Genomic DNA, 13486 nt, shown 5'->3' on the forward strand with positions numbered 1-13486 from the left:
CCTGGCGTGTTGTTTTAGCGCACGTCCTCGGTGGAAAAGTACACCGTGCCGCGCAAGCGGGCCGTTGTTCCCAGCTGCGCGCGCAAGGCCGCTTGCAAGCTGGCGGCCGGGGTTTCCTGCACGCCCCGCTTGGCCGCCACGATGTCGCCATGCGGCGCCTGCGCAGGGCTGGTCCAGGCGACGATATGTTCGAAATCGGGGCGGCTGTCGATGCGCTTGACGAGGAAGCGCTGCGTGCCGTCGCCCACCTGCAGATAGCGCGCGCTGGCGTGTACGGCGGGTGCCGGCGACAGCTGGCGCATCAGCAGGACGCGCTCGACGATGATGGCGGCAGCGCCGTAGCCGGGTTCGGCTTTTCCAGCTTTCTCGAAGTGGCCGCGCACCACCGTCGCGCGGAACTGGCGCAGCGGCAGCGGCGCGGCGGGCAGCAAGCGCGCCAGCTCGAAATGTTCCGGTTCGAGGGTCCACAGCGCCGTACGGCCCTCGAACTGCTGGCGCAGCCGCGCATCGAGGGCGGCGTCGGCCAGCCGTACTTGCAGCACCACCTGGTAATCGTGCGGCGCATGGAACATCGGCAAGTGCGAGGCATACAGCCCTTGCTTGCCGCCAAACAGCACCATGCCGTGCAGGCCCCAGGTCGGGGGCGTGGCGTGGGCAAAGCTGGAGGCGAGCAGGAGCAGGGACAGGAAGAGGGTGCGCAGCATGGGTTTCATCGATGAGTTGGAATGGCCCAATGATAGGGGCGGTATCATGGACGGTACAGCAACCATTTTTCACCTTTCGTATCCCATTTGGAAATCATCATGCACATGAGCCTTGCCGACCTGCGCGTGTTTTGCAGCGCCGCGCGCCAGCCGACCCTGGGCGCGACGGCGCTGGAATTGCACCTGACGCCATCGGCCGTGTCGAAAGCCTTGCGCCGCCTGGAGGGGGACATGGGCGCGCCCCTGTTTGACCGGAGCGGCAAGCAATTGCTGCTCAACGACAGCGGCCGTTTGCTGCTCGAGCGTGCGCGCACCTTGCTGGCGCTGGCCGAACAGGCGCGCCTGGACGTGATGGGCGAACGGGGCGCCATCGATGGCCGCATCGCCGGCCCTGCCTTGCTGCTGTGGCGCCACGCGGAGACCCTGGCGGCGGCGCTGGACGCCTATCCGCAGGCCAGCTTGCGTTTGCAACCGGCTTTCGAGGATGCGGCGCTGGCGGCCCTGGCGCGCGGCGATTGCCATGCGGCACTGGTGACGCAGGACGCCATCGCCCAGCGCGGCGCCGACTGGCCTGCCACCTGGCACAGCACGGCGCTGGGCAGCATGCGCATGCTGCTGGCGGCCGGGCGCGGCCATGTGCTGGCGCGCGGCGTGCCGGTAGCCTGCGCATCCGTGCGCTGTGGCATGCAGGACGTCTTGCCGCACGCGTTTGCCAGCCCTGCCCACTCCCTGCTGTGCGGCGAGGAGCGGGGCCGCCATACCGATGGCTGGCGCGGGGTGGCCGGGCGCACCATCCGCTACTGGAGCGACGACGTGCAGCTGCTGCTGGGCTATGTGCAGTCCGGCCGGGCGCTGGCCTACCTGCCCGACTTCGCCGTGCGCGCGCACGATTTGCTGCAGGTCGAGCTGGCCGGCAGCGTCGATTGCAGCGAACAGGTGCTGCTCGTGTGGGATGGCGCGCTGGCGGGGCAATGGCTGCATGCATTGGCGCGGCAGTTGTCTATTAATCCGAAATAAGCAACAAACTATTGCGCTTTAACGGGTTTTTCTACCGGATTGAGCAACGTAAGATGCATGCATCCCAATCATTTTGTGAAGGCACAGCATGTTCTCCAAATCCATCAGCAGCGTTCTTGTTTCCACCCTGTTTGCCGCCGGCGCCGCGTCGGCCGCCGCCAGCGCTCCCTTGACCCTGGAAGTCTTCAACCCGGGCGAAGCGGCGATCTTCCCTGTCGCTTCCGTGCTGGTTGCGGGCAACCATGACGCCGTGCTGATCGATGCGCAATTCTCGCGCGCCGAAGCGCAAAAGCTGGTGGAGAAGATCCGTGCCAGCGGCAAGAAACTGACGACCGTGTACATCAGCCACAGCGATCCCGATTTTTACTTTGGCCTCGACGTGATCAAGGCTGCTTTCCCGCAGGCGAAAATCGTTGCCACGCCGGAAACAGTCGCGGAAATCCGCCGCAAGGCCGACGCCAAGGTCGGCTACTGGGGGCCTATCCTGAAAGACAATGCGCCGAAAAGCATCGTCATTCCCGAAGCGTTGCAAGGCAAGCGCATCAGCCTGGAAGGCCAGTCGCTGGATATCGCCGGACCGACGCCAGCGCGCACCTATGTGTGGATTCCATCGATCAAGGCCGTCGTCGGCGGCGTGGTACTGTTTGGCAACTTGCACGTGTGGACAGCCGATACGCAAAGCCTGCAATCGCGCCAGGACTGGCTCAAGACACTGGACGGTATCGCCGCCCTGAAACCCGTCACCGTCGTGCCCGGTCACTTCAAGGTGGGTTCGCCCCTGACGCCGGACAGCATCAGTTTTACGCGCGACTATTTGGTGACGTTTGAAGCGGAAACGGCCAAGGCCGCCAATTCGGCCGCCCTGATCGAAGCGATGAAAATGCGCTATCCGAAGCTGGGCCTCGATGGCGCCCTGGAAACCAGCGCCAAGGTGGCCAAGGGCGAAATGAAATGGTAAGCGGCAACAAGGAGTCAAGCATGCCCACACTGCATTACATTTTCGACCCCCTGTGCGGCTGGTGCTACGGCGCCGCGCCGCTGGTCGAGGCGGCGCGCGCCGTGCCCGGACTGACGGTGGCGTTTCACGGCGGCGGCATGATGACGGGCAGTAATCGCCGCCAGATTACGTCCGCCTGGCGCGGCTATGTGCTGCCGCACGACCGGCGCATCGAGCAATTGTCGGGCCAGCCGTTCGGCGACGCCTATATCGATGGCTTGCTGAACGACACGACGGCCATGCTGGATTCCGAACCACCGATCACGGCCATCCTGGTGGCCGAATCGCTGGCCGGCAAGGGCCTGGACATGCTGCAGCGCGTGCAGCGCGCCCATTACGTGGACGGCTTGCGCATTGCCGACCTGCCCGTGCTGGTAACCTTGGCGCAAGAGCTGGGCATGGATGGGACGGCATTCCAGGCCGCGTATGCGCAACAGGCGGGCGCTGCCACGCAACGGCATATCGATGCCAGCCGCGCCTTGCTGGCGCAGGTGGGCGGGCAGGGCTTTCCCACGTTCGTGCTCGACGATGGCAGCGGCACGCTGTCCGTGATCGATATCGGCGGCTTTTTGGGCCAGCCCGCGAAGTTGCAGGCGCAACTGGGTGGCGTGTGCGATGCGCAAGGGTGCGCATTGTAAATAGCTATCGATTCGATAAAATCAATTAACTTTTCCTTTGTTGTTGACCTCGTTACACTGGTTTCATTAGTCAACAACGAAGGAAAAGCAGCATGAGCCAACAGCCGCCATTCAGTACCGCCTCGGGCATCCCCGTCGCCGACAACCAGAATTCCATCAGCGCCGGTCCTCGTGGCCCGCTGCTGCTGCAAGACTTCCACCTGATCGAAAAACTCCAGCATTTCAACCGCGAGCGCATCCCCGAGCGCGTCGTCCACGCAAAAGGTTCGGGCGCCTACGGCACTTTTACCGTCACGCACGACATTTCGCGTTACACCAAGGCCAAGCTGTTCAGTGAAGTGGGCAAGCAGACGGCCACCTTTGCGCGCTTTTCCACCGTCGGCGGCGAACGCGGCAGCGCAGACACGGAACGCGACCCGCGCGGTTTCGCCGTGCGCTTCTATACGGAAGAGGGCAACTGGGATTTGGTTGGCAATAACACGCCCATGTTCTTCATCAAGGACCCGATCAAGTTCCCCGATTTCGTCCACACGCAAAAGCGCGATCCGCAAAGCAACCTGAAATCGGCCGAGATGATGTTCGATTTCTGGAGCCATGCGCCGGAAAGCCTGCACCAGGTCACCATGCTGTTCTCGGACCGCGGCACGCCGGACGGCTACCGCCACATGGATGGCTTCGGCAGCCACACGTATAGCCTGATCAATGCCGACGGCCAGCGCGTGTATGTGAAATGGCACTTCAAGACGCGCCAGGGCATCAGGAATCTGCCTGCCGCGGAAGCGGGCCGCCTGGCCGGCGCCGACCCCGATTACGCCCAGCGCGACCTGTTCGGCGCCATCGAACGCGGTGACTTCCCGCAGTGGGAAGTCAAGCTGCAGGTGGCGACGCAGGAGCAGCTCGATGCATGGGAGCAGCGCACGGGCTGGAACCCGTTCGACCTGACGAAAGTATGGCCGCATGCGGACTTCCCGCTGCTGCCGGTAGGTATCTTCGAGTTGAACCGCAACCCGGACAATTACCACGCGGAAGTCGAGCAGGCGGCCTTTTCGCCGGCCAACGCCGTGCCGGGCATGGGATACTCTCCGGACAAGATGCTGCAAGGCCGGCTGTTCGCCTACCACGACGCCCAGCTGTACCGGGTCGGCACGAATCACCAGCATCTGCCCGTGAATGCGGCCCGCTGCCCCTTCCATAACCAGCAGCGCGACGGCGGCATGGCGATCCACAATGGCGGCGCGGCGCGCAACTATGCAAACGTGGCGGCGGCGGGCACGCAACCGCAAGGCCTGGGCCATGGCGAGGGGGCGCTGGCGCTCGATGGCGGCGCGGCGCGCTACGATGGCCGCGGCGTGGAAGACGACTTTACGCAGGCCGGCAATCTGTTCCGTTTGATGTCGGCACAGGCCAAGCAGAACCTGTTCGATAACCTGGCCGGTCCCTTGAGCCAGGTGCGCGCGGAAACATTGCAGCGTCAGCTGGGCCACTTCGACCAGGCCGATGCCGCCTACGGCGCCGGCGTGCGCGCCGCCCTGCAGGCGCGTGGCGTGACCCTGTAAGCGTGTATTGCAGGCGGAACAAGCAGGTTCCGCCTGTTGTTGATCCAGCACAAATTAGAGATGAATACCAAATATTGCCGTATGGACATATTTGCCGCCCATGCGTAGACTTGTCGGTCTGATGATCGCGCCGTCTTCCTGGCGGCGCCCTGACTAGAAAGTCTTGCAATATGAATATGGCGAAGCTGTCGGTGCATGGGGACGACCCCACGCTCAAATCCATCCTTGAAGTCTTGCCCACCGATCCGGAACGGCAATGGCGCAAGGGCGAGGCGAAGGGCGCGGGCCGCGTGCACCTCGATTCCGGCTTCGAGGTGCTGATCGCGCAGGCATCCAAATCGCAAGTGTTGCCCTCGCGCATACGCAGCTACCTGGCCGAATGCCGCTCGCGCGGCGTCACGTTCACCATGCCGCGCATCGTGGCCGAACTGCAACTGGAGTTGAATGGCGACGATACGCTCGATGCGCCGCTCGACCTCTCGCTGGCCGACATGCAGCACCTGACGGAAATGGGCATCAGCCTGAGTCTGGTAACGCGTTCCGCCGCAGCCTGATGAGCGCCTGACACTTAAAAAATGGCCACCTGTTCTGGGTGGCCATTTTTTGTCATGCTTCGGCGATGTCGACGGTGACCATATTGTCGTCCGGCTTGCGGTCGATCAGCTTGTTGTCGGGATCGATGCCCGCCTTGTCGGGGCGGCTGCCGACGATGACGGTATAGCTCGCTTCGCGCTTCGTCATGCGCAGGCGTTCGCGCAGCAGCGGATGGCCATTCGCGTCGTCGACGCCGATCTCGATCCAGTCGTGCAGGGGCGCGTCGTGTTCCTCGCCCTGTTCGCCGGCCGTCAATTTGCTCGCCTGCACCTTGATGGTGACGGCGTACTTGCCGTCGCTGCGTTTCGTGGCCGTGGCCGACAGGGCGCGGTTGTCGAACAGCACGATTTTCTCGAACAGGTCGTCGATCAGGTAAGCCTGCTCGGGCGGCGCGACCTGGCGCAAGCCGGCAATCAGGGCTGTCACGCTCGCATACGGCGGGCCTTTCTGGCCATAGGTCTTGAGCAAGTCGCGCAGCACGCCGTTGACCTTGTCTTCGCCGATGATGTCTTGCAGCAAGTACATGGCCAGGCTGCCCTTGTTGTAGTGGATATACGCCTGGTTTTCATTCTCGGCCAGCGGCAATTCCTTCTTGCGCTCTTCGCTGCGCCCCATCAGGTATTGATTCAGGTCATAGCGCAGGAAGCGGCGCATCTTGGCCGGCCCCACGGTTTTCTTCATCACCATCAGGGCCGAATATTCGGCCAGGGTTTCGCTGAGCACGGTAGCGCCGCGCGTATTGCCGCCCACCAATTGATGCGCCCACCACTGATGCGCCACCTCATGCGCCGTGACGTAGAACGGATAATCGATATCTTTCGGGTTCTTGTCATCCACCTTGGCAATGAAGCCCAGCCCTTCCGAGTACGGTATCGTGTTCGGGAACGATTGCGCAAACGTGGCGTAGCGGGGGAACTCGACGATGCGCAGGATCTTGTGCTGATAAGAGCCGAAGTTTTTCGTGTAGTACTCGAGCGCTTCCTTGCTGCCGCGCACGAAGCGGTCCAGATTGTATTCATGGCCCGGGTGGTAATACACGTCGATGGCCACGTCTTGCCAGCGCTCGTGCCTGACGGCGTAGCGGGCCGACTGGAATGCGTAGAAATTCAGGATCGGCTGCTCCATCGTGTAGTGGAAGTAATGGCGGCCCTTGGCGATCCAGTCGTTGTCCAGCATGCCCGGCGCGATGGCCGTCTGGCCGTCGACGGTGCTGACGGTGGCGTCGAAGTTGATGCGGTCGGCATCGTTGCTGACGTAATTGTCGGCCAATCCCTTCGCATCGTCGCGCGGCAAGGCCCGTTCGCGCGCGGGCAAGCCGTGTTTCTTGCGGTCGCGCGGGTCCGTCAATTCCTGCTGCGCCTGGTAGCCGATGTGCGGCAGCACGGCATTCGTGAAGAAGGTGCCGTTGGCGACCACGGGCGTGTCCTGGCCCAGGCCGAAGATGCCGCGCGGCGCATAGCGGACGTCGAAATCGAGGCCCAGGGTAGCGCCCGGCGCCAGTGGCGCGGCCAGGCGGTAGCTGTAGAAGCCCAGCTTGCCATCATCGAGGCCGGGATGCACACGCGCGTCAAAACGCAGGCGCATGGTGGAGGTCGGGTCTTGCTGCACAAAAATGTGGCTGATCGGCAGGCTGGTCTTGTTTTGCAGCACATAGCGGCCCGTGACGGCGAGGGTGCGCTGCGCCGGATAGATGGCCACATCGAGTTTCACGTCGGTGATTCTCGGCTGCGGCGTGGCGGCAAACTTGCGGTACTGGCGCTCGACACTGGCGCGGTCCGCATCGCGGGCGAATTCGGACTTGTAATCGTTGGCCACGTGGAAGACGTAGAACAGCACCGTGCCGGTGCCGAGGAAGAGCAGGGCGCCGCCGGCAAAGCTGGCCAGTACGCCGTGCGTCAGGCCATGGCGCGCCAGGCGCAGACGGATGCGCCAGCTATCCTGCGCGCCGCGGGGCCAGAACAGCAGGGACAGCACCGTCAGCATGACGGCCGCACCGCTCCAATACAGCAAGTACCAGCGCTCGCGCAACAGATAGTGGCCGGCGCCGTTCATGGCCGAATACACGAAGTCCGGCGTGTTGCCATACAGCAGCAGCGGGTCGCCCAGGCCCAGCGAGGAAAAGCTGATGCTGGCGATGTGGTACAGAATCATGGCGAAATACGCCAGGTACTTGTGGTTGATCAATACCTGCAAAAAGATGGCCAGCACGGCGATCAGCGCGTAGGACGGCAAGTGCGACAGGAACAGCGATTCCAGGTACAGGCCGGGGTCGAGGCGGTAATAGCCCTTGAAGACCTGGATCGACATGCCGCACAGCATGATGACCAGGCTCAGCAGTGCTTGCAGGCCGACCAGCGCAAACAGTTTCGACAGCAGGGGCAGCCAGTTCGGCACGGGCAGGGCGTCGAGCATCTGATACGTGCCCGCTTCCCGTTCGCGCCATACCAGCTCGCCCGCGTAGAAGGTGGTAATGATCAGCATGAACAGGGCGAACGAAGCGTTGACCATGTCCAGCACCTTTTCCGTCACCGGATAGGTATTCGTGCCGTAGATGGAGCCCATGTCCAGCGCGCCCGCATACATGGTCAGCACGCCGGCCAGCACGATGACGACAAAATAGATGTTCTTGATGGTTTCGCGCAAGTTCAGCCAGCTCATCTTGACGAGCAGGGCGGCCAGGCTGCGCTGCGCGAAGTCCGGTGTTTCCTGCGTGGACAGCGAAGCGTTCGACAGGCGCAGCGGGACGTCGCCCTCGCTGCGGCGCTTGCCGGCGCCCGCGTCCGTCGTGGCGTGGAACTGGAAGCGCCAGTAGCCGAGCAGCAATGCCACCAGGGCGAGGCCGGACCAGATGGCGCGGTTCAGCAGGTACACGCCTTCCAGGGTCACCAGGCGCGTGTTGCGCTCCGCGTTTGGCCAGTATTCCGTCAGGCGTATCAGCGCCGTCGTGCCGAAAGGATCGATCAGGGCGGCCAGGGTCTTGTAGTCGAGGTCGCGTGCCAGCGACGGCGCCACCAGGTAGCCGATCAGCATGACCACCGAGCTGATGTATACAGGCAGCATGCGCCGCGTCAGGGCCGCGATGACGAAGAAGATGGCGCCGAAGATGAACAGGTTGGGCAGCAGCGTAAACACATACGGCATCAGGTAGGCCAGCGCCCGTTGCGGCCCCAGCCGTTCCGGATCGATGCCGGGCAGCCAGGCGCCCAGCCAGGCACCGATGACGATGCTGGAAAACACCACGGCCAGCACCAGGTAGGCGCCGAGGAAGCGGCCGAAAACGTACTGGTATTTCCTGATCGGCGCGCTGAAGAAGAAATGCTGCATGCCGTATTCGAAATCCTGCTGCACCGAGCGGCCCATCATGGCGGCTACCACCACGGCGCCGAAGCAGCCCAGCAGACTGCACGTGAACGCCAGCGAGCGGGGCGCGTTGATCAGGAACTTGCCGCCGAAACTGATGCTCGCTTCCTTGAAGACGCCGCCGGCGGCAGCCATCCACAGCATGGCCAGCGCCAGAAACATGGCGAAATACACCCAGGTGGACAGCAGCTTGAGCCGCTGTCGCGCTTCAAAGCGGGCGATGGCAAGCATGGCCGTCCCCTCAGTCGCACTGCGGGGCGACGCGGTGGCGCCCCGCAATGGTGGCGAAATACAGGTCTTCCAGGTCGCCGATGGCTTCCTCGAAGCCGTCGCCCGGGTCGTCGTCGCTGTAGACGTGGATTAAGGTGCGGCCCGACAGCAAGCGCGTGGAAATGACGGCGTGGCGCTGCTGGAAGCTGGCCAGCTCCTTCTTCTCGACGAAACGCGCCCAGATCTTGCAGCTGACTTCGTCGATCAGTTCCTGGGTCTTGCCGCACAGCAGCAAATGGCCCTTGTTGATGATGGCCATGTTGGCGCACAGGTCGGCCACGTCGGACACGATGTGGGTCGACAGGATCACCGTCTTGTCTTCGCCGATGTCGGACAGCAGATTATGGAAGCGGACTCTTTCCTGCGGGTCGAGGCCGGCCGTCGGTTCGTCGACGATGATCAGTTTCGGGTCGCCCAGCAGGGCTTGCGCGATGCCGAAGCGCTGGCGCATGCCGCCGGAAAAGCTGCCCAGGCGCTGGTGGCGCACGTCGAACAGATTGGTCTGCTGCAGCAGGCCATCGACGACCTCGCGCCGGCGCGCCCGCTGCGACAAGCCTTTCAGGGTGGCGAAGTGGTCGAGCAGCTCGTAGGCCGTCACTTTCGGGTACAGGCCGAAGTCTTGCGGCAGGTAGCCCAGCATGCGGCGGATCTCGTCCTTGTCGTCGAGCACGTCGTAGTCGCCGAAGAAGATGGAGCCGGAATCGCATTCCTGCAAGGTGGCCAGGGTGCGCATCAGGGTCGACTTGCCGGCGCCATTCGGGCCCAGCAAGCCAAACATCCCGGGCGGTATCGTCAGCGACACGTTATCCAGCGCCGCCACGCCATTCGCGTAGGTCTTCGACAATTTGCGAATCTGCAATTCCATACAACTCCTAACTCATGCGTTGCAGCCCGATGGTGCAGGGCTTCTCTATGCTGGCATTGTATTGAATTTAAGACGTACTGGGCAGTTACATGCGATACACGGCATTTTCGCGTGGCCAGAGTGCAGATGGGCGGGGTGGACGGCACCCCGCTTCACCCTGGCTGGCGTGTCTAGTTGCGGAACAATACGGATTCCCGGTTGAACCACCAGCGGCACAGCATCAGCAGGGCGCCCGCGATCACCGTGGTCGAGGCCAGAATCACGCCGAACATGCGGTAATCCATGGTGCCCTTGACCAGTTCCTTCATGGCCAGCGACACATTGGTCAGCGGCACCATGGCCCACATCCAGTTCAGCTCGACGCCGGGCAGCATCGCCGCCACAGTGGGCAGGATGACGAACAGCATCAATGGCGTGATCATGCCGGCCGCTTCCTTGTAGCTTTTCGCGTAGATCGAGATCGACAGCAGCAGCGAGGCGAAGATGGCGGCGGTCGGCACCAGCATCAAGGTCACCATGGCCAGGTCGGGCAAGCCGATGCTGCGCACCATGACGGCCATGTTGCCTTCCAGCGAACTGCCGAAGATGGCCAGCAGGGCGCCCATGCTGCCCACCATCAGCACGGCCGAGGTCATGCCGACCGTAAACAGCACGAGGAACTTGGCCAGCACGATGGCGCTGCGCGGCACGGGCGCCAGCAGCAGGGTTTCCAGGGTGCCACGCTCCTTTTCGCCGGCGCCCAGGTCGATGGCCGGGTACATGGCCGCCGTCAGGCACACCATCAGCAGCAGATAGGGCAGCATGCCGCCGACGATGGCGCCCATCTGCTCGCGTTCGTTGGCCGTCGATTGCTTGTCGAGCACGATAGGATTGAGGGCAAAGGCCAGTTGGGCCGGACTCAGGTTCAGGGCCGACAGCGTCCCTTCGCGCAGGCTGGCGTTGTAGGTTTCGACGATCTCGCGCACCCGCTGCTGGGTCACGTCGACGGTGCTGGCGCTGTTGTAGTGCAGCACCACCTTGGCTTGTTGCTGTTGCTGCAGCGCCTCCTCGAACCGGGGCGGAATGACGACGGCAAACTTGATGGTGTCGTCGCCGATGGCGCGGCGGATGTCGCCCTCGCTGGCCAGCGGCACTTCGCGCAGGTTGTGCTGCTGGGTAAAACGCGCGCTCAAGCCCGGCGAATGGTCCTTGCCGAACAGCGTGTAGCGCATTTCCGCCGTCTTGGCATTCTTGAACATATTGTTCGAGACATAGGCGAAGCCGCCAAAGATCAGCGGCATGGCAAAGATGGGGATCAGGATGGTGAAGATCAGCGTCTTGCGGTCGCGCGTGAGTTCCAGCAACTCTTTCAGATAAATGGTCCACATGGCTCAGGCTCCCTGGTTGATGACGCTGACAAAGGCGTCGTACAAGTCCGCGCTGCCGCCCAGGTGGCGCAGTTCGTTGACCGTACCATTGAAGGCGGTGGTGCCGCGGTTGATGATGCAGACGCGGTCGCACAGCTTTTCCACCTCGTGCAGGTGGTGCGTGGAAAAGATCAACGGCACGCGCAGCGCCTTGTAGCTGGCGATGAAGTCGAGCAGGATCTTGGCCGACATCACGTCCAGGCCCGTCGTCGGTTCGTCGAGGATCACCACCTGCGGCTCGTGGACAACGGTGCGGGCGATCGCGCACTTCTGTTTCATGCCTGTCGACAACTGATCGGCCCGCTTGCCGCCGTATTCCTCCATCTGCAGAAGTGCAAACAGTTCGTCGCAGCGGCGTTTCAGCTTGTCGGCCGGCATGCCATGCAGGCGGCCGAAATATTCCACGTTTTCGCGCGCCGTCAGGCGGCCGTACAGCCCCGTCGAGCCGGACAGGAAGCCGATGCTCTGGCGCGCCACCAGCGGCTGGCGCAGCACGTCGACGCCGTTGACGAGGGCGCTGCCCGCGTCCGCTTGCAAGGCCGTCGACAGCAGGCGCAGGGTAGTGGTCTTGCCGGCGCCATTCGGGCCCAGCAGGCCCAGCACTTCGCCGGGGGCGCAGCTGAAACTGACGTCGCGTACGGCGTGAAACCAGCCTTCATGTTCGCGCGGATCGCTGACGTGCACGCCCTTGCCCTTATGGGGCGGCAGGCGAAAACGTTTTGCCAGGTGCTTGACTTCAATCATGTGCTTCATCCATTCGACGGTGAAGAACGAGAGTAGCATGCAAAAAATGTAACTTGCAAGGTGGAAATATCGTTTGGTCTATTGAAAAAAACAGCATCTTCATGCAAGCTGGCCCGGTGGGCGCCGGCGGACGGCGCGGGAGAGCGCAATGCAAACGATCGATCAGGCGATGCAGGACAAGGTACTGGCCGTGGCGCGCGCCGGCATGACCAGTGCCGAAGCCATCGGTTTCTTCCGCGTCAGCCTGGGGCTGTACTACCTGGCCGGCCTGATGACGGAGGAAACCCTCGATTTCAAGCAGATCGACGCGAAGTACAACCGGTTTATCTACCACTCGATAGGTGGCGGGCACAGCATCGCCAGCGTGCTGCAATTCATGAGCGGCGAGAAAGTCTTGCGCGTGCTGCAATCGGAGCGTTTTCGCGCCGCGTTTGCCGAATACTGCCCGGACATCCCCGTCGACAGCATTTCTTTCCTGATTTCACTGAACCTGGGCGTGGCGAAAAGCCTGTCCGGCCTGGATGCCGTCGGCCCCGTGGTGGACTGGATCGAGCAGGAAAAAGCGCGCACAAGTCAATAAAGCCCCGTTCACCCTGCGCGCAGCGTGGGGACGGCTGGCCTTGATCGTCCTATAATTCATGTTTTCCCTTACATGAATAGCCACGATGACCGCGAACCGCCATTTTGCCCCCCTGGATCGTTTGATTGTTGGCGCCGACAAGGCCCTGCGCGTCATGGCGGGCGTGGCCTCGGCCTCGCGTCCCACGCCGGCCGCGCATGCGCCCGATGCGGAGCTGAGCCCGGCCGAGCAGCGCCACAGTGCCGGCTTGATGCGCGTCAACCATGTGGGCGAAGTGTGCGCACAAGCCCTGTACAACTCGCAGGCGCGCTATGCGCACAGCCCGGCCATCCGCGCCCAGTTCGACGAAGCGGGACGCGAAGAGGAAGACCACCTGGCCTGGACGGCGCAGCGCCTGACGGAGCTGGGTTCGCGTCTGAGCCTGCTCAACCCCCTGTGGTATGCGGGTTCGTTTGCGCTGGGCACCATCGCCGCGCGCATGGGCGACGGCCGCAGCCTGGGTTTTGTGGTGGAAACGGAACGCCAGGTGGAAGCGCACCTGGCCAGTCACCTGGAAGAATTGCCGCCGCAGGACGCCAAGTCGCGCGCCATCGTCAAGCAGATGGCCATCGACGAAGTGGAGCACGGCGCCGCCGCCCAGCGGCTGGGCGCCATCGATACCCCGGCGCCCGTGAAGGCGCTGATGGGCATCATGGGGAAGGTCATGACGAAGACGGCGTATTACTTGTAGGTCGGATTAGCGCGGCAATGCCGCG

12 protein-coding genes are annotated in these 13486 nt (G+C 63.1%); 7 read left to right on the forward strand and 5 right to left on the reverse strand.

Features of this window, described 5'->3' with window-relative positions; genetic code table 11:
• Positions 1 to 14: 14 nt before the first annotated feature.
• Positions 15 to 704 (reverse strand): hypothetical protein, encoded by a 690-nt coding sequence (locus BLT98_RS25550; RefSeq protein ID WP_244517709.1) that lies wholly within the window; start codon positions 702 to 704, stop codon positions 15 to 17.
• Positions 705 to 803: 99 nt separating this feature from the next.
• On the opposite strand from BLT98_RS25550, the gene BLT98_RS25555 reads away from it, so the two are divergent.
• The 5 genes from BLT98_RS25555 to BLT98_RS25575 all read left to right on the forward strand — a co-directional run bounded on the left by BLT98_RS25555 (position 804) and on the right by BLT98_RS25575 (position 5466).
• Entirely contained in the window at positions 804 to 1721 is a 918-nt protein-coding gene (locus tag BLT98_RS25555; protein WP_244517711.1) for a LysR family transcriptional regulator, read from the forward strand.
• An 88-nt stretch (positions 1722 to 1809) separates the two neighbouring features.
• The gene (locus BLT98_RS25560) at positions 1810 to 2679 is read left to right on the forward strand and encodes an MBL fold metallo-hydrolase (protein WP_170846498.1); all 870 of its coding nucleotides are present in this window, start codon (positions 1810 to 1812) and stop codon (positions 2677 to 2679) included.
• Between the two features lie 20 nt (positions 2680 to 2699).
• Positions 2700 to 3356 carry a DsbA family protein gene (locus BLT98_RS25565; RefSeq protein WP_092612775.1) on the forward strand — a complete coding sequence of 219 codons (657 nt, stop codon included), beginning with the start codon at positions 2700 to 2702 and terminating at the stop codon, positions 3354 to 3356.
• A gap of 92 nt (positions 3357 to 3448) precedes the next feature.
• Positions 3449 to 4912, forward strand: coding sequence for a catalase (locus tag BLT98_RS25570; RefSeq protein ID WP_092612778.1), 1464 nt, complete (start codon positions 3449 to 3451; stop codon positions 4910 to 4912).
• A gap of 170 nt (positions 4913 to 5082) precedes the next feature.
• Positions 5083 to 5466, forward strand: a complete 384-nt coding sequence (locus tag BLT98_RS25575; RefSeq protein ID WP_092612781.1) for a hypothetical protein — start codon at positions 5083 to 5085, stop codon at positions 5464 to 5466.
• A 52-nt stretch (positions 5467 to 5518) separates the two neighbouring features.
• On the opposite strand, the gene BLT98_RS25580 is transcribed toward BLT98_RS25575, so the two are convergent.
• From BLT98_RS25580 to BLT98_RS25595, 4 genes are all read right to left on the reverse strand, one after another.
• Complete coding sequence (locus tag BLT98_RS25580; protein WP_092612784.1) at positions 5519 to 9097, reverse strand: ABC transporter permease/M1 family aminopeptidase; 3579 nt, start codon at positions 9095 to 9097, stop codon at positions 5519 to 5521.
• A 10-nt stretch (positions 9098 to 9107) separates the two neighbouring features.
• A complete protein-coding gene (locus BLT98_RS25585; RefSeq protein WP_034784750.1) occupies positions 9108 to 10001 on the reverse strand; it encodes an ABC transporter ATP-binding protein in 894 nt (297 codons plus the stop codon).
• Between the two features lie 170 nt (positions 10002 to 10171).
• The gene (locus BLT98_RS25590; RefSeq protein ID WP_034784752.1) at positions 10172 to 11368 is read right to left on the reverse strand and encodes an ABC transporter permease; all 1197 of its coding nucleotides are present in this window, start codon (positions 11366 to 11368) and stop codon (positions 10172 to 10174) included.
• A 3-nt stretch (positions 11369 to 11371) separates the two neighbouring features.
• The gene (locus BLT98_RS25595) at positions 11372 to 12151 is read right to left on the reverse strand and encodes an ABC transporter ATP-binding protein (protein WP_070253857.1); all 780 of its coding nucleotides are present in this window, start codon (positions 12149 to 12151) and stop codon (positions 11372 to 11374) included.
• 148 nt (positions 12152 to 12299) lie between these two features.
• Between BLT98_RS25595 and BLT98_RS25600 the strand changes: the two genes are divergently transcribed.
• Both BLT98_RS25600 and coq7 read left to right on the forward strand, forming a co-directional pair.
• Entirely contained in the window at positions 12300 to 12731 is a 432-nt protein-coding gene (locus tag BLT98_RS25600; protein ID WP_034784755.1) for a hypothetical protein, read from the forward strand.
• A gap of 85 nt (positions 12732 to 12816) precedes the next feature.
• On the forward strand, positions 12817 to 13461 hold the full coding sequence (gene coq7, locus BLT98_RS25605) for a 2-polyprenyl-3-methyl-6-methoxy-1,4-benzoquinone monooxygenase (protein WP_092612787.1): 645 nt from the start codon (positions 12817 to 12819) through the stop codon (positions 13459 to 13461).
• Positions 13462 to 13486 lie beyond the last annotated feature (25 nt).

Origin of the sequence: Janthinobacterium sp. YR213 (genome assembly GCF_900099875.1) — a bacterium.
GTDB classification, from domain to species: Bacteria; Pseudomonadota; Gammaproteobacteria; order Burkholderiales; family Burkholderiaceae_D; genus Janthinobacterium; species Janthinobacterium lividum.